This is a genomic window from Pandoraea pnomenusa (genome assembly GCF_000767615.3).
GTDB classification, from domain to species: Bacteria; Pseudomonadota; Gammaproteobacteria; order Burkholderiales; family Burkholderiaceae; genus Pandoraea; species Pandoraea pnomenusa.
In genome coordinates this window covers 4,406,435-4,433,137 of record NZ_CP009553.3, presented here as the reverse complement: position 1 = coordinate 4,433,137, position 26,703 = coordinate 4,406,435, and the positions used below count along the sequence as shown (strand labels likewise).

28 protein-coding genes and 1 pseudogene are annotated in these 26,703 nt (G+C 60.2%); 24 read left to right on the top strand and 5 right to left on the bottom strand.

The genetic code is table 11. The features are described 5' to 3' along the window. Nucleotides 1-5: 5 nt before the first annotated feature. From LV28_RS43750 to LV28_RS43675, 16 genes are all read left to right on the top strand, one after another. Nucleotides 6-1,487, top strand: coding sequence for a phage tail sheath subtilisin-like domain-containing protein (locus LV28_RS43750; protein ID WP_255315205.1), 1,482 nt, complete (start codon nucleotides 6-8; stop codon nucleotides 1,485-1,487). Between the two features lie 63 nt (nucleotides 1,488-1,550). Continuing rightward, entirely contained in the window at nucleotides 1,551-1,898 is a 348-nt protein-coding gene (locus tag LV28_RS43745) for a phage tail tube protein (protein ID WP_038619967.1), read from the top strand. After that, complete coding sequence (locus tag LV28_RS43740) at nucleotides 1,889-2,419, top strand: phage tail assembly protein (RefSeq protein ID WP_048806524.1); 531 nt, start codon at nucleotides 1,889-1,891, stop codon at nucleotides 2,417-2,419. The genes LV28_RS43745 and LV28_RS43740 overlap by 10 nt, the downstream gene beginning before the upstream one ends. A 129-nt stretch (nucleotides 2,420-2,548) precedes the next feature. Next, entirely contained in the window at nucleotides 2,549-4,384 is a 1,836-nt protein-coding gene (locus LV28_RS43735; RefSeq protein ID WP_038619970.1) for a phage tail tape measure protein, read from the top strand. A gap of 14 nt (nucleotides 4,385-4,398) precedes the next feature. Beyond that, a complete protein-coding gene (locus LV28_RS43730) occupies nucleotides 4,399-5,616 on the top strand; it encodes a DNA circularization protein (protein ID WP_038619973.1) in 1,218 nt (405 codons plus the stop codon). 1 nt (nucleotide 5,617) lies between these two features. Further along, the gene (locus tag LV28_RS43725) at nucleotides 5,618-6,736 is read left to right on the top strand and encodes a phage baseplate assembly protein (RefSeq protein ID WP_038619975.1); all 1,119 of its coding nucleotides are present in this window, start codon (nucleotides 5,618-5,620) and stop codon (nucleotides 6,734-6,736) included. Then, on the top strand, nucleotides 6,736-7,275 hold the full coding sequence (locus LV28_RS43720; protein WP_038619978.1) for a phage baseplate assembly protein V: 540 nt from the start codon (nucleotides 6,736-6,738) through the stop codon (nucleotides 7,273-7,275). The genes LV28_RS43725 and LV28_RS43720 overlap by 1 nt, the downstream gene beginning before the upstream one ends. Next, nucleotides 7,272-7,676, top strand: coding sequence for a phage GP46 family protein (locus LV28_RS43715; protein WP_038619981.1), 405 nt, complete (start codon nucleotides 7,272-7,274; stop codon nucleotides 7,674-7,676). The genes LV28_RS43720 and LV28_RS43715 overlap by 4 nt, the downstream gene beginning before the upstream one ends. Then, entirely contained in the window at nucleotides 7,666-8,718 is a 1,053-nt protein-coding gene (locus tag LV28_RS43710; RefSeq protein WP_038619984.1) for a baseplate J/gp47 family protein, read from the top strand. Before LV28_RS43715 ends, LV28_RS43710 begins: the two co-directional genes overlap by 11 nt. Further along, nucleotides 8,709-9,305 (top strand): YmfQ family protein, encoded by a 597-nt coding sequence (locus LV28_RS43705; RefSeq protein ID WP_038619986.1) that lies wholly within the window; start codon nucleotides 8,709-8,711, stop codon nucleotides 9,303-9,305. The genes LV28_RS43710 and LV28_RS43705 overlap by 10 nt, the downstream gene beginning before the upstream one ends. Before the next feature lie 9 nt (nucleotides 9,306-9,314). Continuing rightward, nucleotides 9,315-10,268, top strand: a complete 954-nt coding sequence (locus LV28_RS43700) for a hypothetical protein (RefSeq protein ID WP_038619989.1) — start codon at nucleotides 9,315-9,317, stop codon at nucleotides 10,266-10,268. A gap of 11 nt (nucleotides 10,269-10,279) precedes the next feature. Beyond that, a complete protein-coding gene (locus tag LV28_RS43695) occupies nucleotides 10,280-10,468 on the top strand; it encodes a hypothetical protein (RefSeq protein WP_038619992.1) in 189 nt (62 codons plus the stop codon). A gap of 55 nt (nucleotides 10,469-10,523) precedes the next feature. Next, nucleotides 10,524-11,057 (top strand): glycoside hydrolase family 19 protein, encoded by a 534-nt coding sequence (locus LV28_RS43690; protein WP_038619995.1) that lies wholly within the window; start codon nucleotides 10,524-10,526, stop codon nucleotides 11,055-11,057. Between the two features lies 1 nt (nucleotide 11,058). Then, a complete protein-coding gene (locus LV28_RS43685; RefSeq protein ID WP_038619998.1) occupies nucleotides 11,059-11,505 on the top strand; it encodes a hypothetical protein in 447 nt (148 codons plus the stop codon). Beyond that, complete coding sequence (locus LV28_RS43680; protein WP_038620001.1) at nucleotides 11,484-11,885, top strand: phage holin family protein; 402 nt, start codon at nucleotides 11,484-11,486, stop codon at nucleotides 11,883-11,885. The genes LV28_RS43685 and LV28_RS43680 overlap by 22 nt, the downstream gene beginning before the upstream one ends. Next, the gene (locus LV28_RS43675) at nucleotides 11,872-12,279 is read left to right on the top strand and encodes a hypothetical protein (protein WP_147291597.1); all 408 of its coding nucleotides are present in this window, start codon (nucleotides 11,872-11,874) and stop codon (nucleotides 12,277-12,279) included. The genes LV28_RS43680 and LV28_RS43675 overlap by 14 nt, the downstream gene beginning before the upstream one ends. A gap of 261 nt (nucleotides 12,280-12,540) precedes the next feature. Here LV28_RS43675 and LV28_RS48890 read toward each other — a convergent pair whose 3' ends face one another. Continuing rightward, nucleotides 12,541-13,242, bottom strand: coding sequence for a hypothetical protein (locus tag LV28_RS48890; RefSeq protein ID WP_147291598.1), 702 nt, complete (start codon nucleotides 13,240-13,242; stop codon nucleotides 12,541-12,543). Between the two features lie 181 nt (nucleotides 13,243-13,423). Between LV28_RS48890 and LV28_RS43660 the strand changes: the two genes are divergently transcribed. The 4 genes and pseudogenes from LV28_RS43660 to LV28_RS43645 form a co-directional block, all read left to right on the top strand. Beyond that, nucleotides 13,424-14,215 (top strand): DNA adenine methylase, encoded by a 792-nt coding sequence (locus tag LV28_RS43660; protein ID WP_038620008.1) that lies wholly within the window; start codon nucleotides 13,424-13,426, stop codon nucleotides 14,213-14,215. A 612-nt stretch (nucleotides 14,216-14,827) separates the two neighbouring features. Continuing rightward, on the top strand, nucleotides 14,828-15,232 hold the full coding sequence (locus tag LV28_RS43655) for a hypothetical protein (RefSeq protein WP_038620010.1): 405 nt from the start codon (nucleotides 14,828-14,830) through the stop codon (nucleotides 15,230-15,232). A 380-nt stretch (nucleotides 15,233-15,612) separates the two neighbouring features. Continuing rightward, nucleotides 15,613-16,068, top strand: a complete 456-nt coding sequence (locus LV28_RS43650; protein WP_038620013.1) for a DUF6941 family protein — start codon at nucleotides 15,613-15,615, stop codon at nucleotides 16,066-16,068. 564 nt (nucleotides 16,069-16,632) lie between these two features. Then, nucleotides 16,633-17,370: pseudogene (locus LV28_RS43645) on the top strand (phage portal protein); the annotation flags it as partial. Nucleotides 17,371-17,460: 90 nt separating this feature from the next. Here LV28_RS43645 and LV28_RS43640 read toward each other — a convergent pair. The 3 genes from LV28_RS43640 to LV28_RS43625 form a co-directional block, all read right to left on the bottom strand. After that, nucleotides 17,461-18,063 (bottom strand): hypothetical protein, encoded by a 603-nt coding sequence (locus LV28_RS43640; protein WP_038620016.1) that lies wholly within the window; start codon nucleotides 18,061-18,063, stop codon nucleotides 17,461-17,463. A 319-nt stretch (nucleotides 18,064-18,382) separates the two neighbouring features. Then, nucleotides 18,383-19,417, bottom strand: a complete 1,035-nt coding sequence (locus LV28_RS48885; RefSeq protein ID WP_147291599.1) for a hypothetical protein — start codon at nucleotides 19,415-19,417, stop codon at nucleotides 18,383-18,385. A gap of 225 nt (nucleotides 19,418-19,642) precedes the next feature. After that, a protein-coding gene (locus LV28_RS43625) for an IS3 family transposase (protein ID WP_115344469.1) occupies nucleotides 19,643-20,751 on the bottom strand; the annotation gives its coding sequence in 2 pieces (ribosomal slippage) (nucleotides 19,643-20,502 and nucleotides 20,502-20,751; 1,110 coding nt in all). Nucleotides 20,752-21,287: 536 nt separating this feature from the next. On the opposite strand from LV28_RS43625, the gene LV28_RS43615 reads away from it, so the two are divergent. From LV28_RS43615 to LV28_RS43600, 4 genes are all read left to right on the top strand, one after another. Next, entirely contained in the window at nucleotides 21,288-22,139 is an 852-nt protein-coding gene (locus LV28_RS43615) for a TauD/TfdA dioxygenase family protein (protein WP_048806526.1), read from the top strand. 47 nt (nucleotides 22,140-22,186) lie between these two features. Continuing rightward, nucleotides 22,187-23,512, top strand: coding sequence for an MFS transporter (locus tag LV28_RS43610; protein ID WP_028731227.1), 1,326 nt, complete (start codon nucleotides 22,187-22,189; stop codon nucleotides 23,510-23,512). A gap of 96 nt (nucleotides 23,513-23,608) precedes the next feature. Continuing rightward, nucleotides 23,609-24,814, top strand: a complete 1,206-nt coding sequence (locus tag LV28_RS43605; protein WP_025249775.1) for a porin — start codon at nucleotides 23,609-23,611, stop codon at nucleotides 24,812-24,814. 88 nt (nucleotides 24,815-24,902) lie between these two features. Then, nucleotides 24,903-25,709, top strand: coding sequence for a fumarylacetoacetate hydrolase family protein (locus LV28_RS43600; RefSeq protein WP_160117968.1), 807 nt, complete (start codon nucleotides 24,903-24,905; stop codon nucleotides 25,707-25,709). Here LV28_RS43600 and LV28_RS43595 read toward each other — a convergent pair. After that, nucleotides 25,677-26,597: a LysR family transcriptional regulator gene (locus LV28_RS43595; RefSeq protein WP_038620032.1), complete on the bottom strand. Its 921-nt coding sequence runs from the start codon at nucleotides 26,595-26,597 to the stop codon at nucleotides 25,677-25,679. The two genes, LV28_RS43600 and LV28_RS43595, sit on opposite strands and share 33 nt — an antisense overlap. Nucleotides 26,598-26,703: the final 106 nt, after the last annotated feature.

Below are 26,703 nucleotides of genomic sequence, written 5' to 3'. Positions count from 1 at the left end.
TCGCGATGCCTACTATCCCAAATGACGCGCGCGTGCCGTTGTTCTACGGCGAAGTCGATAACTCGATGGCGAACAGCGGCGCGCAGACGTTGCGTCGCCTGCTGATCGCCCAAGTCAACGACGACGTCGATCTTCCGGTGAGCGCGTTGACGCTGGTGTCGCGAACTTCCGAAGCGACGGCGCTGGGCGGCGATGGCTCCATGCTCTCGGCAATGTATGCCAAGTGGCGGCAGATCGACCAAATGGGCGAGATCTGGGTTGTGCCCGTAAAAGTCGAGGTCGGTCAGATCGCGAAGGGAACGATCAAGTTTACCGGCGCGGCGACCGAGGCCGGACTTGTCAGCGCCTACGTCGGATCGACCCGTGTCAGCGTGGCCGTCGCAATCGGCCAGACCGCAGCGGAAACGGCGACGGCGCTGTCGGGCGCGGTGAATGCTGCATTCGGCTTGCCGGTCACGGCGACGGTTGCGGATGCGACCGTTACGCTCGCGTGCCGCTGGAAGGGGGAAACTGGCAACGACGTCCGTCTGAGTGTCAATCAGCAGGGCGCCGCAGCGAACGAGCGCACGCCGGCCGGCCTGGTGGTCGAGATCACGCAGCCGACCGGCGGCGCAGGAACGCCCGATATCGTGTCGACTCTGGCGCAGGTCGGTGACGAGCCGTTCGAGTTCATCGGGCACCCGTACACCGACGTTACGACGCTTGACGGTCTGAAAGACTGGATGAGCGGCACGATCGGCCGCTGGTCGTATGCGCAGCAGTTGTACGGGCACGTTTACAGCGCCCGGCGCGGGACGATGGGTGAACTGGTGCCGTTCGGTCGAGCGCGCAACGATGAGCACATCAGCATCGAGGGATTCGAGCCCGGCTCGCCAGATCCGGTGTGGCTGTGGGCAGCATCGTTTGCTGCCCGCACGGCGGTGTTCACGAGTGCCGACGTCGGTCGACCGACGCAGACGGGAGAGCAGAACGGCATCAAGCCTGCTCCGGCCGGTCAACGCTTCATCCTGAACGAGCGGCAATCGCTGTTGACGAACGGCATCGCGACGCAGACGTACGAGGGCGGTTCCGTGCGCATTGAGCGTGCGATTACGACGTATCAGCGTAACGCCTACGGCCAGCCTGACGATTCGTATCTCGACAGCGAGACGATGCATCAGATCGGCTATTCGATGCGTCGTTTGCGTAGCGTCGTCACGAGCAAGTTCGGACGCTACAAGCTGGCAGACGACGGCACGAATTTCGGTGATGGGGTAGCCATCGTCACGCCGAAGACGATTCGTGCGGAGATGATCGCCGTCTATCGCGAAATGGAGCGTGACGGCGTCGTCGAGAATGCCGACCTGTTCGCGAAGTACCTGATCGTCGAGCGCGACGCGAACAACCCGAACCGCGTGAATGTGCTGTTCCCGCCGGACTACGTGAACCAGTTGCGCATCTTCGCGCTGGTGAATCAGTTCCGGCTGCAATACCCGGAAGCAGCGTAACGCGGCTCTCCTGTAACCCCTGCGGCCCGGCTTCGTCCGGGCCGCTTTCATTTGGAGTTCTTGATGGGACAGAAAACTGCGGGCACTTGCTACGTCAAGGCCGATGGCGTTGCGCTCACGGTTACGGGCGGCTGCGAAGCCCCGATCACCGAGAAGACGCGTGAAACCATCGTTCCAGGCTTCTTCTCCGAAAAGGATCGCGTGCCGTATGTCAAGGTCGACGCGGTGCACACGCCGGGCTTTCCGCTCGACAAGCTCGCGAAGGGCGAGAACATGACCGTGACGTGCGAGTTCAACAACGGTAAGACGTACGTTTTGTCCGGCGCGTACCTCGTGGGTGAACCGGCATCGGCGGGCGACGACGGCAAGATCTCGCTCGAATTCAACGGCGTCAAAGGGGAATGGATGTGATCGAGATCCGATTGAAGAAGCCTATCCCGGCGCACGGCAAAACCGTTTCGACGCTTGAGTTGCGTGAGCCGACCGGCGCGGAGATCCGTGCTGTACGGCGTTTGCCCTTTCTCGTGCGCGGCGAAGACGGCGCGTTCGTTCCCGACCCGCGCGCGATTCTGAAGTACGCCGCGGTGTGTGCCGAAGTCCCACCGTCGTCGCTGTCGAAGCTGTCCGGCCCCGACGTCATGGCCGTCAACGATGCAGTTATGGGCATGTTCGTCGGAGACGTCGACGATCTGCCGACGCTGGCCGAAGTGACGGGGCGGGAGACGTCGGCTGTCGGCGAGATGCCGCACATGGTCAGTGTCGATGCGGAGACGTTCTACGTGAACACGGCCGCCGCGATGCGCTACATCGAGCTTCTGGCAGGGCTGAACAAGGATCAGGTGGATGCGCTGTCCCCGGCCGCTATCGCTCGCCTGTCGTTGCAGGTGGTCAGTTTTTTTTACGGTGGGCCGTCGGAAGCGTCGACGAGCTGACGGCGCTGATCTATGACGTCGCGGGCTACTGGCAGCTGGATCCTGAAGTCGTGAAGGACCGGCCGCTCGGCGTGGTCTTCGAGGCGCACGCGCAGGCATGGCGTCAGATTCAGGCGCGGAGAGATAGCGATGGCTGAAAAGTTCCAACTCAAGGCGCTGATTTCCGGCGTCGACAAGCTCTCGCCAATGCTGGCGGGAATGCGCAAGAACGTTGCGCAGTTTCGCAAGCAACTCAAGACGTCGAGCCTTGGCGACAAGATCTCTTTCGGCGAGATCATGAGGGGCGGGGCCATCGCGGCCCCGTTCGTGCTCGGTGCGAAGGCGGCAATCGACTTCGAATCGGCTATGGCCGACGTGAAGAAAGTCGTCAACTTCGACACGCCTGAGCAGTTCAAGCAGATGGGCGATGACGTGATGAACCTGTCACGGCGCTTGCCGATGGCGGCAAAAGACATCGCTGCCATCGTCGCCGCAGGCGGTCAGGCTGGCTTTGATAAAAGCGAGCTGGCCCGCTTTGCCGAAGACGCTGTAAAGATGGGCGTCGCGTTCGACCAGTCGGCCGACGAGTCCGGCACGATGATGGCGAAGTGGCGCACGTCGTTCAAGATGGGACAGGATCAGGTCGTCGAGCTGGCCGACAAGATCAACTATCTGGGCAACAACGGCCCCGCCACGGCGAAGCAGATCTCGTCCATCGTGACGCGTATTGGCCCGCTCGGCCAGGTCGCGGGGTTGGCGTCCGGTCAGATCGCTGCGATGGGTGCGACGCTCGCCGGGATGGGCATTCAGGAGGAAGTCGCCGCGACCGGCATGAAAAACTTCATGCTGGCCTTGACGGCGGGTTCCTCCGCTACCAAGCAGCAACAGAATGCATTCAAGTCGTTGCGGCTCGATGCAAAGCAACTTGCGGTCGGCATGCAGAAAGACGCGCAAGGCACGTTGCTGCGCGTCCTGACGGCGGTCGGGAAGGTCGACAAGTCGAAGCAGGCGTCTGTTCTACAGCAGTTGTTCGGCAAAGAGTCCATCGAGGCAATCGCGCCGTTGCTGACCAACATGGAACTGCTGCGCGGCAATCTCGAGAAGGTCGCGCAGGAGCAGCAGTACGGCGGGTCGATGCAGCAGGAATACGCCGCGCGAGCAGCGACGACGGCGAACAACATTCAGTTGTTCACCAACCGGGTTGTTGGCCTCGGCGTGAGCATGGGCAACATCCTGCTCCCGTCGATCAATTCGTTCCTCGGCGTGATCGGGCCGGTGACGGACCAGATTGCCAATCTGACCGCCGCTAACCCTTGGCTGGTCAAGGGGCTGCTCGGTGCCGCGCTCGGATTCGGGACGCTGCGTCTGGCAGTGTGGGGCGCAACCGTCGCAACGAAGCTTTTCCTCGCCGTCTCGAATCTCTCCCCCATCGGTATCGCCGTGCGGGCACTCGCGCTTGGTGCGGGCTTCCTGATCGCGAACTGGAGTTCTGTCGCCCCCTGGTTCAAGGACATGTGGGGAAAGATTCAGCCGTACTTCGTGGCCGGGTGGGAGCTGATTAAGACGATCTGGTCGTACTCGCCGTTGGGCATGGTCGTCGCGAACTGGGAGCCTATCGTCGATTGGTTCAAGCGGATGTGGGAGCGCATTCGGCCATATGTCGAGCCGATCATGGACGCGACGAAGTGGGTAGGCGAGAAGATCGGCGGGCTGTTCGACGGCGGGCCTGCTCGCAATGCGACGCCGGACGCGTCCGGCCTCGTGCCGCTACCGACCGGCGGCGGGCGAGGTCTGGCAGGGGCAATGGCGTGGCAGCAGCAATCGATTGTCGGGGGAGCGGCGGGGGCCACGCGTCTGAATGGTGAGCTTACCGTGAAGTTCGATAACGCTCCTCCCGGCACCCGCGTCGACGATGCCAAGACAAACCAGTCCGGATTGACGGTGACGAGCCGCGTTGGACGTCGTAGCTTGGGAGACACCAATTGACTTGGAAAGAGAAGATGCAACCCGCGTCGTTCCGGGGCGTGCCGTTTCGGGTCAACGACGAGTCGGGGCCGGTTGGCCGGGACGTCCAGATTCATGAGTACCCCAAGAAGGACGAGCCCTACGTCGAAGATATGGGCCGTCGCACGCGCACTTACCGCTTCACGGCGTACGTTGTCGGGGCCAATTGCTTTGACGAGCGCGACGCGCTGCTAAAGGCACTTGATGAGCCTGGCCCCGGCGAGCTGGTGCATCCCTGGTACGGACGCAAGACCGTGACGGCCACGAACGAGTGTTCCGTGTCGCATCGGATGGACGAGGGCGGCGTCGTTCGCTTCGAGCTGGTGTTCGTTGATTCGGGGAAGCTGGAAAACCCCAAGCCCGTAACGAACACCGGGCAGCAGTTGAAGGCGGCGGCGGAGTCGGTGGAGAGTTCGGCACTTGATCGATTCCAATCCGCGTTGGGCGCAGTGGATATGGCCCGCGTCAAGGCGAATTCCCTTGCCTCGGGCGTCTCTGGGATCTTCGGGGCGGTGCAGGGATATTTGTCCCCCTTCACGTCGTTGTTCGGCACGGCCAGTGGTTTGTTGGACACGGTAATGAATGCTCCGGCGAATCTCTCGGGCATGTTGCTCGGCGCGTTGGGCGAGATCACGCGAGGCTTCTCCAGCTTCGGGGGATCGGTGGCGGACGTACGCAATAGCGCAAGTGCGGTGCCCGCGCTTGCTGCTATCCCGTCGCCGCCGGGAACGGATGCCGCTGCCCTACAGACGGCGGTCGTGAATTTGTTCCAGGACGTGGCCATTGCCAATGCCCTGCGCGACGCAGCCGAAATGCCTGCCGCAATGCCGCCGCCGAGTCAGCGTGTCGACGCCCCTGCGCTCGATGTGCAGGCTGCGTCTCCCGTGGCCGTTGATGAGACGCCTATCGCCGACGACGTGATCGGTGCCCGCGATGCGGTAAGCGCCGCGGTTTGGGATGTTGCGCTTCAGTCGGATGCGCAGCACTTTGCCGTGCTGACCGATGCTCGTCAGGCGATGGAATCGCACCTGGCGCAAGTGGCCCGCGCGGGGGTGCGGCTGACGGCGTACACGCCGAACGCGACGGTTCCGGCACTCGTGCTCGCGTACTCGAGATATGGCGACGCTCGCAGGGCTGACGAGATCGTTGAGCGCAACCGGCTGATCTATCCGGGCTTCGTGCCTGCGCTGCCTCTGCAAATTGCACGGAAGTGAAATGGAAGACGCAAACGACAAAGTGACTTTGACTGTCGACGGGATGGATTACGGCGGCTGGAAGGAGGTCAGCATTGGCGCGGGCGTAGAGCGTCAGGCGCGGGACTTCGATCTTGGGATTACCTGGCGCTGGCCGGGTTCAACCGAGCAGATTCGCCCGGTTCGGCATGGTGCGCGTTGCGAGGTGCGTATCGGCCGCGACCTGGTCGTCACGGGCTGGGTCGACTCATCCCCGATTCGATACAACAAGACCGAAGCGACGATGCGTATCACGGGGCGCTCATTGACGGCCGATCTCGTCGATTGCTGCCCCGACGACAAGCCGGGGCAATGGAATGGGCAGCGCATCGAGCAGGTGGTGCGCTCGCTTGTCAGTCCGTACGGCATCAAGGTTGTGAACGAGGGGCGCGACTCGACAGTCATCCCGAACCACACGGTGAAGCCCGGCGAGACGATCTTCGAGTCTATCGACCGGCTGCTGACCGTCTCCCGGCTTTTCTCGACGGACGACGGGCAGGGGCGTTTGGTGATGGCGCGGCCGGGTAGCGCTGGTCGCGCGGCGGATCGTCTGGTGCTCGGCGAAAACATTCGTGAGGGCGAAGCGTCGCTCGACTTTTCGCGCGTTTTCTCTGAGTACGTGGCCAAGGGGCAGCGGGCGGAGCAGGACGACGAAGAATCGGTCGACGCGGCGGAGGTGGTCGGAAGCTCCGCCGATGATCGGATCGGGCGGCGTCGCCGTCTGGTGATCAACGAAGCCGGGCAGGTCACGAAGGATCTCGCGCAATGGCGGGCGGATTGGGAACGTGAGCACCGAATATCGAAGGCGTTGGAGGCGACGTACCAGGTGCAGGGGTGGCGGCAGACCAACGGCGCACTGTGGGTTCCGAATCTCATCGTTCGAGTGGTCGATCCGGTCATTGGCTTTGATCGAGACATGCTGATTGCGGAAGTGACATACAGCCGCAGGCGGTCGGGCGGGACGATTGCGACGTTGATGGTTGCGCCACCCGACGGTTTCGAGCCGGAGCCGAACGACAAGCGCAAGCGCATGAAGGTGAAGAAGGGCAAGAAGGGCGACAACTTCGAGTACCTGTTACCTGCCGATTGGGAGAAAGGTTGATGGGAATTTCCACAATTCTGTCGCGCTACACGGTGGTGCTCGCTAAAGCGGCAGGGAAATTGCAGCGCCTGCAAATCCGCCCACTGGCTGGTGAGGTGTTGGACGGCATAGAGAGCTTGGAGCAGTACGGCTTCACGTCCGTGGCGCTGTCCGGCGCCGGGGGCGTTGCCCTGTTCTTCGGTGGCGACCGGTCGCATGGCGTCGCATTGCCGCCGAATGACAAGCGGTATCGGCCTACGGATCTACAGCCTGGCGAAGTGGCGATCTACACCGACGAGGGGGCGCGTATCACGCTGCGTCGCGGCCGTCTGGTGGAGGTCGAATGCGATGTGTACCGCGTCAACGCGAAGCGCTACGAAGTGCAGGCCAGCGAAGCGGTTTCACTCAAGACCGATGCATTCGAATTGGACGCGGCATCGGCAAGATCCAGCACTGCGATTCACGCGCCCGACGTCGTGCTCGGCGAGGGTGCCGGTAAGAGCATGGTCGGCCATACGCACAAAGAGCATGACGGGCCGTCGACGGGAGAGCCGCAATGAACGAGCTGACCGAAGACGAACGCGTCGCGGTGCTCACGCGGGCGGTTTATATCAGCCTGTTTTCGTGGCGACGTGCGCTCGATAGCGATCCCGTCGACGACGACGAGTTGCAGGGCTGGTGGGGGGATTCCTTCCCGACCGTGGGCGGAGATCAAATCGGCTCTCGGCTCTGGCTGCTGCGCCGCCGAACGTTGACGGCGGACACGGTGCGTGACGCGATTGCCTATGCCCAAGAGGCATTGGCGTGGCTTGTTGACGATGAGCACGCGGCGGCGGTCGACGTGCAAGCAGAACGCCGGGGCAACGACCAGTTGCGCATGCGAGTGCGAATTGACCTCGTCGATGGCGATCCGCTCAGTCTCGATATTGATGACATATGGAGGGTAATCAATGCCGTTTGATATTCCGGCACTGCCCAAGCTGATCAAGCGTGTGCGGGGAGATCTCACGCCCGCGAGCAATTCCGGGGCGCTGCGCCGCAGTGATGGCGAGGTGATCTCTCGCACGCAATCGGGCGCTGTGGCGGGCCTATATGGGCATCAGGCATACATCGCAGACCAGATCTTGCCGGACACGTGTTCCGAGGAGACGTTGCTGCGGCTGGCGGCCATGCGGCTGCCAAACAACGGACGACGTCCTGCGGTAGCCGCGATGGGGCCGCTGGTCTGTTCGGGGCGCGATACGGCTCGAATTGAATCGGGCGAACTGTGGCAAACGCGTGACGGTCGGCGTTACACCGTAAAGCTCGCTGGCGCGATAAGCGGCAGTACGGCAACCGTGACGCTGGCGGCGGTCGACGAGGGAGTTCTGGGCAATCTCGACGAGGGCACGGAGCTGACCAGCGTGTCGCCCATTGAAGGCGTCTCAGACAAGGCGTACGTGGGCGAGGGCGGTATCAGCGGAGGCACTGATATCGAGAGTATCGAAAGCCTGCGCGCGCGCGTGGTGCGCACATACCGCGTCGTGCCACGTGGCGGAAAGCCGGACGATTACGTGACGTGGGCGCTTGAGGTGCCCGGCATTACTCGGGCGTGGTGCGTGCGCAACTTTCTCGGCGCGGGCACGGTAGGCGTCTACATCATGCGTGACGGCGATGCGGATCCATTCCCTACCGAGGAGCAATGCAATGTGGTGGCCGCGTACATCGAGGCACAGCGCCCGACGTGCCCGGAAGTCTATGTGATGGCGCCGAAGAATCGGCCTGTGCCCATGACGATTCATCTTACGCCGGACACGGCTGAAATGAGGGGGGCCGTCGCGGCGGCTCTCGACGAAGTGTTCCGTGCCGAAGCCGATCTCGGGGTGACGCTGATTCGCTCTCACCTGACGGCAGCGATTAGCGGTGCGCCTGGTGAAGATGATCACAAGCTGCTCGTGCCAGCTGAGAACGTCGAATGCGCGGTGAATGAGTTGCCGACGCCGGGGGTAATCACATGGGTATGACGGTCGATGACTATCTCGCCCAGCTGCGAGCTTTATTGCCGCCCGGCCCGGCGTGGTCTGGGGATATGGGGGCCGAGGTAGATCAGGTGCTTCAATGCCTGGCACCTGAGCTTGCTCGTGTGGATGCGCGAGGCGACGCGCTGCTCGCTGAGATGGACCCCCGCACGGTGCGCGAGCTGCTGCCGGATTGGGAGCGAGTCATGGAGTTGCCAGATCCGTGCCTCGGCCCAACGCAATCGTTTGATGACCGCCGCGCGGCGGTGTTTCGCCGGATGTTCGAGGTTGGCGACGCCCGGATGGCGTACTACGTGCAAATTGCCGTTTCGTTTGGATACGCGAACGCCCAAGGGGTGGAATACCGCGCCCCGCGATTCGGGCGGGCGCGGTTCGGGCAAAGTCGCTTTGGTACGTGGGCACAGCAGTTCTTCTGGGGCCTGCGTCTCGGGGGTGCCTTGGCGGGTGGCCGAAGGTTCGGCGCGACGGTTTGGGGCGAGCGGTTCGGCGGTAATCCGAACGAAGGTGTCGAGTGTGTTGTGCGGCGCGAGGCGCACGCCCACACGGTTGTGATGTTTGATTACGAGCAATAAGGGGAGAGCATGGATTATCCGAAGAGTGTGCCCGGTGTGGGGCTTGTCGACGGCAAGTTCGTCGACGAGGACAAGACAGTGCCTCGCGTGGGGTCGCTGATTCCGGGGGCTTGGGGAAACGCGGTTACCGATTCGATCAAGGTGGTGCAGGACGCGGGCGGACTCGTCGCCGATGAGAACGATGCGGGGCAGTTGCTCGCGGCGATTCGAAATCTCATCGCGGGCGGCGGTCTCGGGCAGGTCGGTGCGTCGATCGACGCGCAGGTGAATGTGAAAGTCGTGGGAAATACCGCCACGTTTACCGCGCGCGATGTCGTCACGATCGATCCGCGAAACGGCCGCAGGTATCGCATCGCGAACGTGAACAGGGTGCTGGATCTGACGGCGGATATGGACGTCGGCACCGCGCCGAAGGGTGGGGCCGTCGGCGTGTATTTCTTCGTGAAGCCAGACGACGGCCAGGTCGCAGTGCGGCTCGTGGATGCGAGCGTCGCTGTGATCGGTGACGTGTACACCGGAGCGAATGCCCCGGCCGGGTTCTACGCCTCCGCGCGGGTGGCGGTGCTTGTCGTGAATGGCTCGGGGCAGTTTCCCATTCAGTTCATGGACGGTCGCACGGTGCGCTTTCCCTCCGCTGGCGTTCTGTTGGAGTCGGTGAGTCGTCCGACATACGCCGCGTTGTCGGTGGCCGCGTCCGTCTTGCCGCCGTGCGCGAAATCGGCCTTTGTGACCGTAGATGCGACGAGCAATCTGAATGGCACCTATCTGGAGCACTGGGTCGCGGCCGATGCAAACGGACTTGCTGAAACGGTCTACGCGGCGAACCAGCCGACCGCGCAGCAAGGGTCGCGCCGAGGGCCGTTTGAGATCCCCGTGCTCACGCCGTCGACCTTGTACCGAAAGAGCAGCACGTCGGGCGGCACGCCCAGTTACTCGGTGAGCCTTACCGGCTTCCGCTTTTGAGGTCAGATCTCATGGATATCATTCAAGTCGCGTTCGATTCCCCGGAGAAGCAGGCAGTAGTCGGCTGCTTCTCCACGCCGCAGCCGGAAGACCAGTATCCCTATCAGGAGGCCGTGCCGGTCAACGACGAGCGGCTGCTCGCGTTCTACGCGGCAGTGCCGGAGTCGCAAAAGGGCATCGTGCCCATACCGACCGAATAGCAAGACATTTCGATAGCCCGCCTTGCGCGGGCTTTTTCGTTTTTGGATAGCCAATATGGAACAGCAAACATTTCAGCGGGCTACTGGCGTTAGTGCCAGCCTCGCGGCGCGCTGGGCCTTGCCAGTCTCTGCCGCTATGGCCGAGTTCGGCATCGATACGCCTGAGCGGCAGGCTGCGTTTCTCGCCCAGATTGGGCACGAGAGCGATGGATTTAACACGGCCGAAGAGTATGCGAGTGGTGCGGCGTACGACACTGGCCCGAAAGTCATTTCGTTGGGGAACACCCCCGAGGCTGATGGTGATGGGCAGCGGTATAAAGGGCGCGGCCTTATCCAGGTGACGGGCCATCGCAACTATGTGTTGTGTGGCATGGCGCTCGAACTGGACCTGCTCGAGCATCCGGAGCTGCTGCTCGAGCCGGTTAATGCCGCTCGTTCTGCTGGGTGGTATTGGCGGAACGCCGGTTGCAATGCGCTCGCAGATCGCGGTGACTTCCTGCAAATAACTCGGGTGATCAATGGCGCAACGAACGGCTGGGAAGACCGGACATCGCGTTGGGCGCGAGCAAAGAATGCGCTGGGGGTTTGATATGCAACGAGACATCCTCGCCCGCGTCATGTACGCGGTCTGTGCCATCTACATGGCCTTGGCGGCAATTGACTCACCTTGTTCGCTGGCCGCGCTGATGGTTGACTTCAGCGGCACGGCCGGCGCGCTAATTTCCTGCGGCACGGCGGTGCTCGCCACATCGTTGCTTGCAGACGTGCTGGTCAACGACGTCATGCCTGCGCAATTCGCGTTGCCATGGGCGGTCAATCTGCGTCACTGGATCTATGTTGGCGTTGCCTTCGGATACCTCGTGCCGCCATTCGTAGCGGTCCAGGTGTTTCGCGGCGCCGGCGTCGGATTCGGGGATTGGGCGAGCTATGTGCTGCACATCGGTATGGCCGTCTTCGGCGTTGCGCTCGCGATGCGCGACGCCATCAATAAACATCGCACCCAACGGGGGGACGCGTGCAACAAATTATCAAGCTGACATGGGGGATGTGGCTGCTGTGCTGGGCGACGGCCGCGATCGCGGGCAGCGCCGTCACGTTCGACCAGGATCTCGCGCACGTGGCGCCGGCGGCCATCGTGCTCACGGTCGTTTTCTCGTTGCTCGGTGGCGTGGCCAACACGTTGCAGAAGCTCGCGCGCGTCGATGCGCCGCCGGTTCGATCGGTACCGCTCGAGATTGCAAAGGATCTCGTCGTCGGGGTGGTGGCTGGGCTGGCCGCTTTTTTCGTCTCTGAGTGGATGGAATGGAAGTGGGCGCTCGAGGCGCTAGCGATCACGCTTGCCGGATATGGTGGTTCGCGTGTACTCGACGCCGTGCTCAATCGTGGATTGCGGGAGGTGGATCGTGGAAGTGCTTAACGGTTGGTCGGCGTCGGCCAAGGTGCTCGCGATGGCGGCGATCGTTCTTGCCATCGCCCTAGTCTCAATCGGCGCCGCGGATCGCATCTATTTCTCGCCTCGGCTGGACGCTGCGCAGTCCGAGGTCGCTCGCGCGAAAGACCAGGCGGAGCAATGGCATCGTGGCTTCGATGCTATGTCCGCGACGCTCTCCCGACAAAACAGCGCAGTCGCCGCGTGGGCGGAGGCGGCCGCCCAAAGCCGGTCAGCGGCCGACGACGCGTTGCGAGCTGCCGAAGCGCGTGCGTCGTCGGCGATGCAAAAGGTCGCATTGCTTAATCAACGAATTGCCGACGAATCGGCAAAGGGGAAATCCTGTGAAGACGCTTTTAATGAATGGCGTGCTGGCATGTAGTGTGCTGGCCGGGTGCGGCGGCGTCCCGGGTGATCGGCCGCCGGCGTTGGTCGAAGCGGAGATCCCGGTCGCCGTTCCGTGCATCAGGGAGCTGCCGACGCGGGGCCGTTGGTTCACGGACGAAGAGATTCTCGCGGGAAGCACGTACCAAGCAGTGCAGCGTCTGCGCGCTGAGCGGATCGAGCGCGATATGTACGAGGAAAAGTGGGAGGCTATCGGACGGGCTTGTTCATCTTCGCAGCTGTACTAGCGAGACGTTGGCTAGAAGATGCAAGCCCAGACGCTCGCTGTGCACGAGTTCCAAAAGGCGTCTAGCGTCAGTCCGACCGCACCGATTGCCATGAAGAGGGCGAAATGCACTTCCAGGGCGAGGTTTGATGTGAGTTGCGAGTACGCCCACGCGCGAAAGCGCGCCGAGCGGTGGGAGTTCGGCTCCAGTCGAACATTGAATCGAAGGGAGCCCCGGCGAATGTGGCCGTCAGTCAAGAAGTCGAACTCCAGTTCGAGCTCCGCGTGCGACCTTCGATTGGTCAGCCAGTGAAGGTGCTGCTTGGAGTACTGCAGCGTTTCAACTTCGCCGGGCTTCAGGAGTGGGAACTGCCCAGACGCCGCCGCCATGATCGACAGTCGGTCAGTCTCAGTTCGACGCAGAAGATATTCGCGCACGTCCTCCTCGAAGTCTCTCGCGAGCATCAAATTAAGCTGCCTTTCTCGAGCGTCTCGCCATCGTAGGAATGCTTCCGACCACGCAGGGGAACGAATAAACCGGACCAACAAATATGAGAGGAGAAGAAGCAGCGCCACCCATAGCCTGGACGGGGTGATGTGCTGAACGTCGACAATCCCGAACAGCTTTGCTTCTGCTGGAATTCTGGGCTGAAGATAGGCGCAGGCCCAGACAACTGCCGACAGCGTGACTAGGTTTCGTCTTGCTTTATCTGGCGAATCTTCAATGTCTGGCATTTTCGAATTTTTCTTATCTGAAGGCGGCGCCGCTGCCTTTGAAAAGACAGGGCGACCGGCTCGGTGTTGGAGCACCTAACCGGTCACCGGACACACTGATGCGACCAGTGAGCCAAGCCAAGGCCCTGCCACCTTCCTAGGAGGCGGGGCGATTGTAACAAATCCCAAAAGGCTCACATCAATGGCACAACCAATCATCCCGTGGATTGGCGGCAAGCGTCGCCTGGCAGACATTCTCTTGCCGCGTTTCCCGGCCCACAAAACGTATATCGAAGTCTTTGCCGGCGGAGCCGCGTTGTATTTTCTGCGACCGCCTGCGGACGTGGAGGTCATCAACGATATCAACGGCGAGCTGGTGAATCTGTACCGCGTTGTACAGAATCACCTCGAGGAGTTCGTGCGGCAGTTCAAGTGGGCGTTGTCCAGCCGCGAGGTGTTCCAGTGGCTGAAGGATACGCCGGCACGAACGCTAACTGACATTCAACGGGCGGCGCGTTTTTACTATCTTCAGCAAAGCTGCTTCGGCGGAAAGGTGGAGTCGCAGACCTTTGGTACAGCGACTACCACTCCGCCGGGCCTCAACTTGCTGCGCCTCGAAGAGTCTCTGTCGGCCGCGCATCTTCGGTTGGCCAGCGCGTATATCGAAAACTTGGAGTGGCACAACTGCATCGAGCGGTACGACCGCGAGCACTCGTTCTTTTACCTCGATCCACCATATTGGGAGACGGAAGGGTATGGTGTCCCATTTCCGTTTGCCGAATACGAACGCATGGCGCACCTGCTGCGGCATATTAAGGGGCGCGCGATCGTCAGCATCAATGATCACCCGGACATACGCCGGGTGTTTGACGGCTTCGAGTTCGAAACCTGCGGCATTGATTACACCGTCGGGGGTGGCGGCCGGGCAGCGTCGCGTACCGAACTAATCATCTACAGCTGGGACCGATCGGTGGACGCACCGGGACTGTTTTGAGATAACTATAGTTAGCAAATATGAGTAAATAATAACTATCGTTATCTTTTTTGATCTCTGAGGCGATCCCCCGGAAATTCCCCCGCAGGTCGCGCTGATCGTTGAGAGCGGCTCTAAGCATTTCCATTGCGACGAGCTGCCCGCCGACGTTTTCCTTCCAAGCCTGCCGGATGATCTCGAATAATGTCGTGATCTCGCGGAGGGCTAGGTCTTGCCGTTCTGCGGCCGCACGTCTAAACGCCACCTCTTCGAGGGCGCGGCGAATATCCGGATCTCTATTGGCCAGCCACAAGCTGCGCAGTCGATCGATGGATAGGTCGGATGGACGAGGTTGGAGAGACATAATGAGGTTACGGCGGAATGCTGTTGTTTTGTACAGTATTCCGCCCACCCGCGCGCGTCAAGTCGGAACAGGGCTCATCGGTTCCGATGGCACCGCTGGCATGGAGGGTATTTGACACAAACGTGTCACGGCGAACGCCGAAAGCCTTATCTGGCTGGTCCCCCCGACAGGAATCGAAACTGTTGCGCCTTACCGTACGCACTCTCACATCTAGGTGGCATGTTACTATCTCGCCAAAGAGTTAGATTGCCGAATCGGGGAGAGGCGACGTGCTTTTTTTTCAGTTGATCGCGACAGCGTTCCTGCCACCCTTTTTTGGGTGGCTTCTGAATTTGGCCGTCAGAAAAGGTGATGCGTTGGCTACAAGCGGCGCAGACTGGCTGCTGGTCTTGATCGTTTTGAATTTCACTGCGATGATCGACGCCGCCTCGTTCTCAAAATTCATCCATAACGCCCCATTTCGCGACAATGCTAGCCTGTGCTTCGGGGTGACTTTTGTGCTCGCATTCTTAGGATGGTTGGCGCAGATTTTTTTCTTTGAACCGCATGCGCGTCGGGAGGTTGAGAAGCCTTTCGAGATAGTACTGCGTGGATTAGTCTACGGGCTTGGATGGGTATCTGCGATCACCGTCTGTGCCACGAACGTCATGATCTTCACGTACAACCCACAATGACATTCTATTTTGGAATGATCTTCGTTTTCTTTGTGCTCTCATGCGTTGCATGCGTGAGCGTTATGGCATACCTCAACCGAGGGGAACTTCGAGCGTTTTGGCGCTCGAGGCGGGCGCCGAAACGTACGGCGCCAAGGTTCATTTCTCCGACGTCGCAATTGTTGGTGACGAGCGCGATGGTGTTCGCGCGTACCACTGCGAAATTGGTGGAATTTGAAGTTGCGAGCCAAGGGCCGAGCGACTTTGACGCGTCTGCAGAAGCCTCTTGGCTTGGAGCGCCATCAGATTTCGAATTGTTTGCGGCGCAACTGTCGACAGAAACACGCACAAAGTCCGTGCCCATGGCAATGCTGTTCTACGGAAAATAAGACGAGGGTTTAATGGTCGATACCAATACCCGCCCGCCATCGGAAGCCGATGTTGCGTTTTTTGTTGCCGATGACATTCGCCCGGAGGCTGAGCCCGGTAAGCTCATGGTGGTAGGGCTAATGCCTGGAAACGCGATTCGTACCACTCAGTTTCCAACGGAAGGGCAGCAACTGACGTTACCCTCATTGGCCGCTGCGTTGCTCGTCTCTAACGTTTCGGGGCAATTCTCGGTAACGGTTGACTTTCGGGACCCTAATGGCAAGCAATTGATTGCGGAGGGGGAGCGAGTGCGTCAGATCAGCGCCGTCAATGGCGTTACTTCTCTTTCAATGGTGTTTCCTTTCCGCCCGCTGCAAGTTGTTTTCGGTGACTACCAACTTACGGCAACCATCTCTGGGCAAGAATACGTGCGGAAGTTCTCAATCCTAGGTCCGCTTGGCAATGACACGCCAAGTCATATTCCCTAATCGCAGAACCAAGTGTCGGTCGATATTGGCCCATATCGGGCGCCCTATGTAGACCGAATAGGATTCGTTGTCCGTAGTTTTGCTCGTAAAATCATATCCCTACTGCGAATGCGGTCCTAGGTTAATAGCCTATCGGGGGTTCGAATCCCCCTCTCTCCGCCACCTTATTCCATGCGGGTTTCCGGGCAGTGTCGGATACCCACTTGTGTCATAGAACCGGGGTTGTGTCATTCAACCCGGTTTCTTGAGCGGATTCACCCGCTCGGCCTTCCGTCTGTAGATGCGTTCCGTCGTCCTGCTATCAGCATGAGAAAGCAGCGCGCGCGCCTGTTCAAGCGATTCCGCATCGCTGGCCGCTTTTGCGCACATATCGTGTTCGTTGAACGGAAGGTCACCTTGGTTTCTGCCATGACTCGGGCCATGAAGTCCGCCCAAAGTGACTCCCGTCCTCCAGCACGGCCGTGCTCCTTGACGTAGCAATCGCCCGCGCGCGTGCAGAAGAGCCAGCGCGACGTGGCAACGGGGCGTGACGCCAGCGCTGCCGCGATGGCGGCCCGCAGATCATCGTTCCAGATTCTGATCTTCGGTAACGCATATTTCGAGCGGCGCAAGAATCGCTTCGGCGGCGCCGTGGCACTCAAAGCCGCACTGACCAAGTACGTGCGGCGTGGCCTTGATCTGGATCGATATTGGTGGGTGCCCGAAGTCGGGAAGGAGACGCAGTTCGACGCCGGCGACGTGTTTCACCTGATGGAGCCGGACCTCCATCAGGAGGTGTACGGCCTACCCGAATACCTGGCTGCGCTCAACTCGGCGTGGCTCAACGAATCGGCGACACTGTTCCGCCGGCGGTATTACAAGAACGGTAGCCACGCTGGCTTCATCCTGTACATGACGGACGCGGCACAGGACCAAGGCGACGTCGATGCGATGCGCGAGGCGCTGCGCAGCGCCAAAGGGCCGGGCAACTTCCGGGACCTGTTCATGTACGCGCCGAACGGCAAGAAGGATGGCATCCAGATTCTGCCAGTGTCGGAAGTGGCCGCAAAAGATGAGTTCTTCAACATCAAGAACGTAACGCGTGATGACCTGTTGGCGGCGCACCGCGTGCCACCGCAACTGATGAGCGTGCTCCCGAACAACACGGGCGGCTTCGGTGACGTGACGAAGGCCGCGCGAGTGTTCGGGATCAACGAAGTGCAGCCGCTGCAGGAGCGCATGAAGGCGGTCAACGACTGGATTGGCGAGGAGGTGATGCGTTTCGGTCCGTACGCCCTCGCTGACGACAACAAGGGTGGGTGACAGGTGACACTGGCGTTGTCCAGAAGGAGAGCTGGTGGTCCATTCTCGACCCAACGCTGCCATCTGCCTCACGAGCCAAGCGGACATCCCCTACCCGGGGAGGGCGAGGAACGGGCAGCCTCGTAGAAGCGCCTCGGCGACTGCATCTACGAAAGCATCCAGTCGTGCTCCACGTTTGCGAACACGCTGAGCCCATTCTCTCGCGACCTTTCTGTAGTACAGGCGTTGCTCTGCTTTCCAACCTTTATTCGGGAACACGATGTCATGTATCCCAGTCAGATAGACCCGCTCAATATCGAGATCCGCGAACCTTTTGAAATGGTGAATTTGGTTCCGCTCGTGAATTTCCTGATCGAATTCTCTCGCAAATTGTTTGATGAACGGACCGAATTGCATGCCGTGCTTGGGCACCAAAACATCGACGGCATCGACCAAGTATTTGAGGCGCTCCTTAAACTGGTAGAAGCGGCTGAAGTACAACTCGCAGACGTTGCTTAAGTGTTCATGTCGCGTCACTGGCAAACCATTGAACGGAAAGCGGCGGAAGTAATACTCGCAGGATTTTACGGAAAGCACGAGGTCACACAGCTCAAGATAACGACTTACGACGGCATGCTGCAAATCGATCTCGTGGGGCAGTGCGACCGGCTGCACTTCGTCGAGCTGCCTCTGATAAATTCCGTCGAGGTCCATTGCGGCTGCCAATCTCGAAACTCCCGCCAACCAGGAACTTCTTCAAGTTTCCCGATGAAGTGTGCTGTCGCGTCCATCATCTGTTCGCTTGCTGATTTCTTCGATTCAGTCGTCTTGTCGTCCATTGCAGTCATACTCAAGGTTAGACAGCATGCGAGATTGTCGACGATCTACGCTCCAATGTCGAACGACCGGAATTGGCCGAAAACGGTCACGCGCGAGGGGAAGTTTTCGACCCTCAACGGTCTTCAGACACGCTCCACTGCGAAGACTGCTTCGCGCCCGGCAACCGACGCTGGTCGCGTCCAACCGGTCCGCCTCAAGCGCCAGTCACTTTCTTCGACAGTTGCCGTTCGTTTACTTCGTATATAGAAAAATACGAAGAATATCGCCCCAATGAACATAGATCCCGCAACCCCTGAATCTCTTCCTCAGAATACTTCATGCCGTAGTTCATGACGAAAAACATTCCGAGTACCGCGAGAAACAGAAGCGAAACGACGATCAACAAGATACCGCGTAGCGAAAAGACAGCATGCCAGAAACCATCGAGCGTAAGAACAGGCTGGCCGGGAACTGACATCGGTAAGAAGCTAAGCGGATAGATCACCCCAACCAAAAACAGCACCGCGATCATCACTAGAGAGCATGAGATCACGCCCGAAGATTCAGGATTGCTCTCAACCCGTGACAGGAATCGTGACACTGTTCGCAAATGATGGCGTGCTTGACGAAGAACCGCATCGATCGATTCCCGCTCTTCTGTCACTTGCTCATGGTTGAAACTGGAAATACTCGGTAACTTTCGACCGCGGACAACTCCATTGGCGAGTGCGGCCGCGCCGAAACCAGAGAGATTTCTTGCATTGCTCAACCAATCGAGTTCTTCCTTCTCGCGCCTTGCTTCTTCAGCTCGATTTGAACGTATCGTGAGAATCACTTCATTCGCGGAGCTTTGCGGCAAGAAAGGTGAGAATCGGGCCTCCCGGAGCAAAGTTTCGTCGTCGGCTTCTGGATGCTCATCAAGGAAATTTTCTGCTCGGAATTTCGCCGATTCCAGTGTGCGCTCGTTGTACCACTTGAAATATCGACCGCCCGCGTCGTCGGCAATTTTCTGGCCTTCCAGTATCAGCTCCTGGATCTGACTTTTCGTTGCCGAAAAGGCGGACTGATTGTTCAATATTTTTGTGATGATGAACGCGCCGAAAATGCCTACTATAGCCGCGGATGACTGTGCGATTGAACTGAAAAACCAATTCCAATCTGTTGTTATATTCATTGCTAACGGAGCCAAAATAGGTGCGATCGTTGCGGTTATAAATGTGACTTGCGAAGAAGCAACCGGCCGGCGCATGCGTGGCGCGATTACCCGAGATTATCGCCTATTGCGGCACATGCCTGTAGGTCTGGAGTTGCCCCTGTAACTCAGGACACGCGGACACCGTTAGGTTGATGACACCGCATTACGCCTGAACTCGCGAGGCGAGCGGTATTTCAGGGCTTTGTGCGGATGGCGCTCATTGTAGTGTTCAAACGCGATAGCCAGATGACCTGACGGATATTTTCGTACCATTGGCGTCTAGAGAATCACGGCCCCGGTGTTTGAACCACATTCGCTGACCCGACGGAATTCGGCGGGGGTTAGGTACTGCAAACTCGAATGCGGGCGCACCTCGTTGTAGTGCGTGCGCCAGTCCTCGATCACGATCTTCGCTTCAATCCGATTGCGAAACCACTCCATCGCTAAACATTCATCGCGGAATTTCCCGTTGAAGCTCTCGTTGGTTCCGTTCTGCCAAGGCTTGCCCGGATCAATCAACGCTGTCTCGATCTGCTCCTGTACCGCCCATTTCAACAGCGCCGTGCTGACAAATTCCGGCCCATTGTCTGAGCGCAGATAACGGGGCGCGCCATGCACGCTGATCAACCGACTTAACACTTCAATGACTCGACGAGAGCGAATCGATCCCGCCACATCGATCGCCAAGCATTCCCGCGTATATTCGTCGACCACCGTCAGGCATTTGACTTGCTGACCGTTCGCACAGGCGTCGAATACGAAGTCATAGCACCACACCGAGTTGCGAGCTGCCGGTGCGTGGGGCCTTGAACGACTGCCTGCTACGCGGCGTCTGCGACGCTTCTTTGGCACTTGCAAACCCGCCTGCGCCCAGAGCGAAGCACATCGGTCACGACCGACCACGATGCCTTCGCGCCCTAGCAATACTCGAATGCGACGCGAGCCGAAACGCGGGAATTGCCCCGACAACGCTCGCATCGCATCGATCACTGGCGCGTTCTTGCTCGGCATCTTGAGCTCGTAACCCAAGCTCGAACGGCTGACCTGCATCAGCGTGCACGCTCGCCGTTGGCTCAAGCCCCTTGCCATCGCAAACCGGGCTTGCTCACAGCGAGCCTGCACGCTCACCACTTTTTTGCGCCGATCTCCTTCAGGACTTGGATATCGAGTGCCTGGTCGGCGACCAGTTTCTTCAGTCGGGCGTTCTCCGCCTCTAGTGCTTTGAGGCGCTTGACGTCGTCGCTGACCATTTCACCGAAGCGCTTGCGCCAAGCGTAGATCGACGCTTCGCTCACGCCGTGGCGCTTGGCCACCTCAGGCACCGTGTCCCGATCCGCTTCACGCAGTATCCGCACAATCTGTTCGTCGCTGTACCGGTTCTTTTTCATGCCAACTCCTCATCTGAGCTGAGGAGCCATTATCCCTAGATTTGATTGGTACGAAATTTTCAGGACAGGTCAGCCGATCGGCCGCTTACGAATCTACCAGCCCATCAACCGGAACACTCGCCGCACGGTGATCTCGTTGAATCCCAGCGGATACGCGACCGCCCGATAGCCGAACGGCGGTGACTTCTCGATCAAAGCCTTGATCGCCGCGCCGAACGTCAGTCTTTTCCTCGATCAGGACGTGAGCAGGTTTCCACCGCCTCATAAATTTATTCCAATGCCGATCGAATACAACCAGGCGCGCCGCCACCACTTCCGACCGTGACAAATTCGGGCGCAAAATCCGAGTCAAATCCATTGCGCGACGCCCCCCGTTGCGTGCAGGCGCCGGAAAAGCATAGGAAATACCGATAAAAGCGGATCGAAAATTCCCACTTGTTCGCTCTGGCCCAGCGTTCTTAAACTCCGCTCTGTCGCACCGGATTCGACTACGAACGGTGTGAGCAAACCACACTAACAAGATGCGGAGACTACCCATGCTGATCGAACCTCTCGGTCATCCCGGGCGCGAGTTCGGCGCCGTCATTCACGACTTGCGCCCGGAAGAACTACGGACCGAAGCGACCATCGCCATGCTCAACGACGCACTCGCACGGTATGCCGTGGTAGGCGTGCGAGGTATGCCGCTCGATGACGAAGCCCAACTCGCGCTTGCCGATCGATTTGGACCCATCCATCAGTCGATTCTCGACGCGTCTCGCCGGCGACTCGCCGATCGGCGACTTAACGACGTTGGAAATATCGACGTCAAGGGCAACCTCAAGGACGCGACCGCTCCCGCTTACGGAGATTCGAATTTGCTCTGGCACTCGGACCTGACGTTTCTCGCGCGTCCGGCTCGAATTACCTTACTGTCCGCGCGTGCGCTCCCGCCCGAGCCGCCACCCACGGAGTATGTCGACATGCGAGCGGCATGGGACGCCTTGCCGTCCGATCGCAAGGCGCTGCTCGCATCGCTTGAAGTCGAACACAGCGTGCTCGTACAACGCGCCAAATGCGGGTTCACGGATTTCACCGACGAGGAGCGTCGTCAGGCGCCCGCCGTACGCCACGCATTGGTCCGCCAGCACCCCGTGAGCGGCCGACGGTCGCTCTACCTGTCGTCAAGCGCATCGCATATCGCGGGCTGGCCGCTTGATCAGGGACGCACCCTGATCGAGGAATTGCTCGAGCATGCCACCCAACCGGCTTTCCTGCTGAGCTACGCCTGGCACGCGAACGACCTGCTTCTGTGGGACAACAGCGTCACCATGCATCGCGCGACGCCCTTCGAATCGACAGAGCATCGTCGTGAGCTGCGCTGGACGGCTGTCGTCGAAGCCGCCTGAGCCTCATATATAGAATGCGCCAAAGCGCATCGCCAGGAGACACATCAATGAGCACGGCTTCCCCGTCTGTATCTCTCGATCTTGCCGACGCCGAGCGCGCCGCATATCGCAAGATCGACCTGCGCATCGCAGCGGTCCTGTTCGGCTGCTTCGTTCTGTCGTTCATCGATCGCGTGAACATCAGCTTCGCACACCTTCAGATGCGCCAGGACATCGGTTTGAGCGACGAACAGTACGGCTTCGCGGTCGGCCTTCTGTTCTTCAGCTATGTCCTTTTCGAAGTGCCCAGCAACTTGTTGATGGTGCGGATCGGGGCACGCAAGACGCTCTCGCGCATCATGATTGCGTGGGGCATTGTTTCCACACTGACGTTCGCCGTGCAGACGCCCACGCACCTGTACTTCGCGCGTCTCGCCCTGGGCGCGGCCGAGGCAGGCTTTTTCCCCGGCGCACTGCTGTTTTTCACGCATTGGTACCCTGCCAAGCGGCGCGCACGAGTGATCGGAATCTTTGCACTTGCCGTACCCGTTTCCGGATTTCTCGGTGGCCCGCTCTCGGGCTGGATTCTGCATGCGATGAACGATGTCGGGGGAATGGCGGCGTGGCGTTGGCTATTCGTGATCGAAGGGATTCCCTCCATCGTGGCGGGGGTGCTGCTTTACTTCTTCCTGACCGAGCGGCCTAAGGATGCCCGATGGCTGACCGACGCGGAAAAGACGCTGATTGTCAGTGCCCTCGAAGCCGAGCGAAACGCCAAAGGTCAGGACGCAGCGTCGCATCACTTCGGCGCGGCATTGAAATCCCCGCGCCTTTACATTGCGGCGCTGGTCTATACCGCGGTGCCGTGGGTCGCCAACGTCATCACCTACTGGAGTCCGGCCATCATCAAGCAGGCCGGCGCAGCCAACGCCTTCGATGTCGGCCTGATATCGATGATTCCCTATGCGATCGGCGCGGTCGCCATGCTGCTGATCTGCCGCAGTTCTGATCTGCGGCTCGAACGCCGCTGGCATTGGGCTGCGTGCGGGACACTCGCAGCGGCGTCGCTTGTCGGATTGTCGTTCGTCATGCACGACCTCATGCTGACCGTCGTCGCCATCACGTTCCTCACGATCGGCTTTCTCGGCATCGCGGCGCTGTTCTTCACGATTCCGCTGGCATATCTGTCCGGCACGGCGGCAGCGGGCGGGCTCGCGTTGATCAGTGCGCTCGGTCAACTCGCCGGTTCGCTGGCGCCCATGGCGATCGGACACATCAAGCAGCAGACCGGCAGCGTTGCCGGAGGCTTGTACCTCGTCGCCGCCGTGGTAATGGCTGCCGTGGCGGTGGTTCTCTGGCTTATCCCGTCACGCACGCTGCACGAGCGCGACTGACGCTCGAATATCGGCGCCCAAGTGCGCCTGCCCAAATCGACCACTTCGTCGACCACTTCGTCGACCAATTTGGGCATCACAACCATTGGAGACACGATGAACAAGGTGCTGCGCCTCTGTGCGCTAGCGCTCGGGGCAACCTGCGCGCATTCATCCTACGCAGGCTCGAGCGTAGCGCTTTACGGACTGATCGACACCGGCATGACCTGGTCCAGCAACCAGAACGGAAGCCGCAACCTGGAGATGACCTCCGGCAAGCTGTCGGGCGCGAGATGGGGCGTGAGAGCAATCGAAGACCTCGGCGGCGGACTGCGTGCGCTCGGGGTGCTCGAGAGCGGCTTCAACTCCGCGAGCGGATCGACGCTGCAGAACGGCAGAATGTTCGGACGTCAGGCGTACGTGGGGCTCTCGGACAACCAGTACGGCACGCTGCGCTTGGGTCGGCAGTACACGCCGCTGGCCCTTTATGGCGGCTTTCTCACCGCCGCGCTGCGGTGGGGAACGTCGCTGATGGTCCATCCGCTCGATCTCGACTTGCTCGGTGGAACCACTCGCTTCAACAATGCGATCGACTACGAAAGTCCGAACTATGTCGGCGTGACGTACCGGTTGCAGTACGCCTTCAGCAATCAGGCCGCTACGGACAGCGGCGGCTTCGCCAATAACCGCGAATGGGGCGGGGCGGTTCGTTACGTAGGCCATGGACTCGAACTGTCTGCGGGCTACACGCAGATCGACCGGCCCGACGCCTTATCCAATTCCGCAGGGGCCGCGGTCGGCGACTATCAGACGGCGCTGCCATTATGGATTCGGCAGGTGGACGCCAAGATGTCCGGCGGCCCATCGACGGCCGCGCTGGCCGTGGGCACACAGAAAACGGGGATGGTTGCCGCCGTGTACACGATCGATCGCTGGAGCGTCGGCGCCGTGCTCTCCCGAACACTCCTGAACGATAACCGTATGACGCTTGCTCGCACATCGGGGCTCAATGGTCCCGGTAGCCTGGCGCTGAACGTCGCGGAAATCAACCTTGCATATCAGGCGACGCCCGCCAACGTCACCGGCATGATGCTGACGTACTCGTCGGGCCAGTTCCGTAGCGGCAGCACGCATAACGCTCCGCATTGGTGGCAGATTGGCATCGCCAACGACCACTTCTTGTCCAAGCTTACCGACGTCTACGTTGCCGCGGCATACGAGATCGGTTCGTCACCCGATGCAATCGCGCAAATCACGCTTAACGCCCCCTCATCGAATCGAACGGAAGCCGGAGTGAGCGTCGGTTTGCGTCATCGCTTCTAGGTGCACGAACATGAAACTCCTTTCATTCACGCATGGCGACGCCTCGCGGTGGGGCGCGCTCGTCGATCGCAACGCGCACGGCTTCGACGTGGTTGACGGTCAACGGGCAACGCATGGCCGTTTCGCGACGCTCGACGAGGTGCTCCGCGCCGACGCCCTGGTCGATGTCGCCCAGGCTGTCTCGCAATCCGCGCCCACTTTCCGTTCCGACACGATCCGGTGGCGGCCTCCATTGCAGCGGGGCAAACTGCTTGCGGTCGGCGGAAACTATGCGGAACACGTGAAGGAAATCGGGCTGCACGCACAGGCGGCGCCGATATTCTTCAGTCGCTTCCATGACTCTCTGGTGGGCTCCGGCGAGCCGCTGATTCGTCCGCGTGTCTCCGAGCAGCTTGATTTCGAGGGTGAACTTGCGGTGATCATAGGCAAGCCCGGGCGCTACATCGATGCCGCTGATGCGCAGCGGCACATCGCCGGTTATTGCTGCTTCAATGATGGGAGCGTGCGCGATTTTCAGAAGGCGTCGATTGCGGCGGGCAAGAATTTCTGTGCGTCCGGTTCGCTTGGACCGTGGATCGTCACCGCGGATGAGCTGCCGGACCCGACCCGATGCGTGCTTCGTACGCGAGTCAATGGCGAGGTGATGCAAAGTGCGCCGCTGTCAAATCTGATTCACCCCATCGCGTCACTTGTCGCTTACGCATCGACCTTCACCCAGTTGGCCGGTGGCGATGTGATCGCAACGGGGACGCCGGCGGGCATTGGCGCACGCCGCACGCCACCGCGGTGGCTGGCGCCCGGCGACGTGGTGGAAGTGGAGATATCCGGTGTAGGCGTGTTGAGAAATCGGGTGGTCGACGAGTTATCGCAAGGGGCGGCGCGCATTGCGATGTAGCGCATCGTACTCAACGATACGATCCACCACCTGTCGAACGATGGACTGACGCTCGTCCGTACGGTAAGCAAGGGTCAAATCGTAATGCTCCGGCGGCAAGTCGGCCGATAGGTCTTTCACCCGCGCAGCCTCGAGCAGCGGTTTGGCGAGCGCCGATGCCACCAGTCCGATGCCGCCGGTCCATTCGATCATTTGCAGCATGCTCATCATGTTGCTGCAAGTGTTCACATTCGAAAGCGACGCGCCGTGGCGCCTGAGCGTCTCGAGGGAGCGCGGAAAGAACTCGGAGGGGCGTGACACAAACCACAGTGGTCGTTCGTTCATACAAGACGCAATGTCGGCGGACTGCGCGCTGTCTTCGTCAGCCGTGCGCACACCCATCAGCCAACGAAGCTCTTCCGGGGCGAGCCGCGAAGTTGCGAGCACCGGGTGGTCTACACGCCCCGCGATCACTGCGAGATCCAGCTTTCCGGACTCCAGCTTGTGCAGCATGTTCATGCTCAGATCGGTGTCGATGTCGTATTGCACCAGGGGCATGTCGCGGCGCAGTTGCGCGAGGACTTCGCCGAACCACGTCATCGTCACGATGCCGATGCCGAGTCGCAACGTGCCACGTGCCGACGCCGTGTCGGCGTGCGTCGAGACAGCCTCTTCAAGCTTGATGACGAGCGGTTCGACACGTTCGATGAATTGTCTCCCTTCTTCCGTCAGTTCCATGTTGCGTCCGCGCTTTCTGAAGAACTGGATGCCGAGGGATTGCTCGAGCTCGCGTACTCGCCCGGTCACCGTCGGTTGGGACGCATTGAGTCGTTCCGCCGCAGCGGAAAACGTCCCGGCGCGGGCGATGCAGCACACGGTCTCGAGATTGGTCAGGTTCAGTCGACTCATGGATAGTGGGGCGCCGCAAAACGATTGGAAAGATCGATCGGATGATATTGAAAATCCCGGCTTATTTGAATAGGCGCTAGCACGTAGACTGCATTGAACAGGAGAC

Coding starts and splice junctions, on each gene's coding strand:
- LV28_RS43750 (WP_255315205.1), top strand. CDS start 6: ATGCCTACTATCCCAAATGACGCGCGCGTGCCGTTGTTCTACGGCGAA.
- LV28_RS43745 (WP_038619967.1), top strand. CDS start 1,551: ATGGGACAGAAAACTGCGGGCACTTGCTACGTCAAGGCCGATGGCGTT.
- LV28_RS43740 (WP_048806524.1), top strand. CDS start 1,889: ATGGATGTGATCGAGATCCGATTGAAGAAGCCTATCCCGGCGCACGGC.
- LV28_RS43735 (WP_038619970.1), top strand. CDS start 2,549: ATGGCTGAAAAGTTCCAACTCAAGGCGCTGATTTCCGGCGTCGACAAG.
- LV28_RS43730 (WP_038619973.1), top strand. CDS start 4,399: ATGCAACCCGCGTCGTTCCGGGGCGTGCCGTTTCGGGTCAACGACGAG.
- LV28_RS43725 (WP_038619975.1), top strand. CDS start 5,618: ATGGAAGACGCAAACGACAAAGTGACTTTGACTGTCGACGGGATGGAT.
- LV28_RS43720 (WP_038619978.1), top strand. CDS start 6,736: ATGGGAATTTCCACAATTCTGTCGCGCTACACGGTGGTGCTCGCTAAA.
- LV28_RS43715 (WP_038619981.1), top strand. CDS start 7,272: ATGAACGAGCTGACCGAAGACGAACGCGTCGCGGTGCTCACGCGGGCG.
- LV28_RS43710 (WP_038619984.1), top strand. CDS start 7,666: ATGCCGTTTGATATTCCGGCACTGCCCAAGCTGATCAAGCGTGTGCGG.
- LV28_RS43705 (WP_038619986.1), top strand. CDS start 8,709: ATGGGTATGACGGTCGATGACTATCTCGCCCAGCTGCGAGCTTTATTG.
- LV28_RS43700 (WP_038619989.1), top strand. CDS start 9,315: ATGGATTATCCGAAGAGTGTGCCCGGTGTGGGGCTTGTCGACGGCAAG.
- LV28_RS43695 (WP_038619992.1), top strand. CDS start 10,280: ATGGATATCATTCAAGTCGCGTTCGATTCCCCGGAGAAGCAGGCAGTA.
- LV28_RS43690 (WP_038619995.1), top strand. CDS start 10,524: ATGGAACAGCAAACATTTCAGCGGGCTACTGGCGTTAGTGCCAGCCTC.
- LV28_RS43685 (WP_038619998.1), top strand. CDS start 11,059: ATGCAACGAGACATCCTCGCCCGCGTCATGTACGCGGTCTGTGCCATC.
- LV28_RS48890 (WP_147291598.1), bottom strand. CDS start 13,242: ATGCCAGACATTGAAGATTCGCCAGATAAAGCAAGACGAAACCTAGTC.
- LV28_RS43660 (WP_038620008.1), top strand. CDS start 13,424: ATGGCACAACCAATCATCCCGTGGATTGGCGGCAAGCGTCGCCTGGCA.
- LV28_RS43650 (WP_038620013.1), top strand. CDS start 15,613: ATGGTCGATACCAATACCCGCCCGCCATCGGAAGCCGATGTTGCGTTT.
- LV28_RS43640 (WP_038620016.1), bottom strand. CDS start 18,063: ATGGACCTCGACGGAATTTATCAGAGGCAGCTCGACGAAGTGCAGCCG.
- LV28_RS48885 (WP_147291599.1), bottom strand. CDS start 19,417: ATGCGCCGGCCGGTTGCTTCTTCGCAAGTCACATTTATAACCGCAACG.
- LV28_RS43615 (WP_048806526.1), top strand. CDS start 21,288: ATGCTGATCGAACCTCTCGGTCATCCCGGGCGCGAGTTCGGCGCCGTC.
- LV28_RS43610 (WP_028731227.1), top strand. CDS start 22,187: ATGAGCACGGCTTCCCCGTCTGTATCTCTCGATCTTGCCGACGCCGAG.
- LV28_RS43605 (WP_025249775.1), top strand. CDS start 23,609: ATGAACAAGGTGCTGCGCCTCTGTGCGCTAGCGCTCGGGGCAACCTGC.
- LV28_RS43595 (WP_038620032.1), bottom strand. CDS start 26,597: ATGAGTCGACTGAACCTGACCAATCTCGAGACCGTGTGCTGCATCGCC.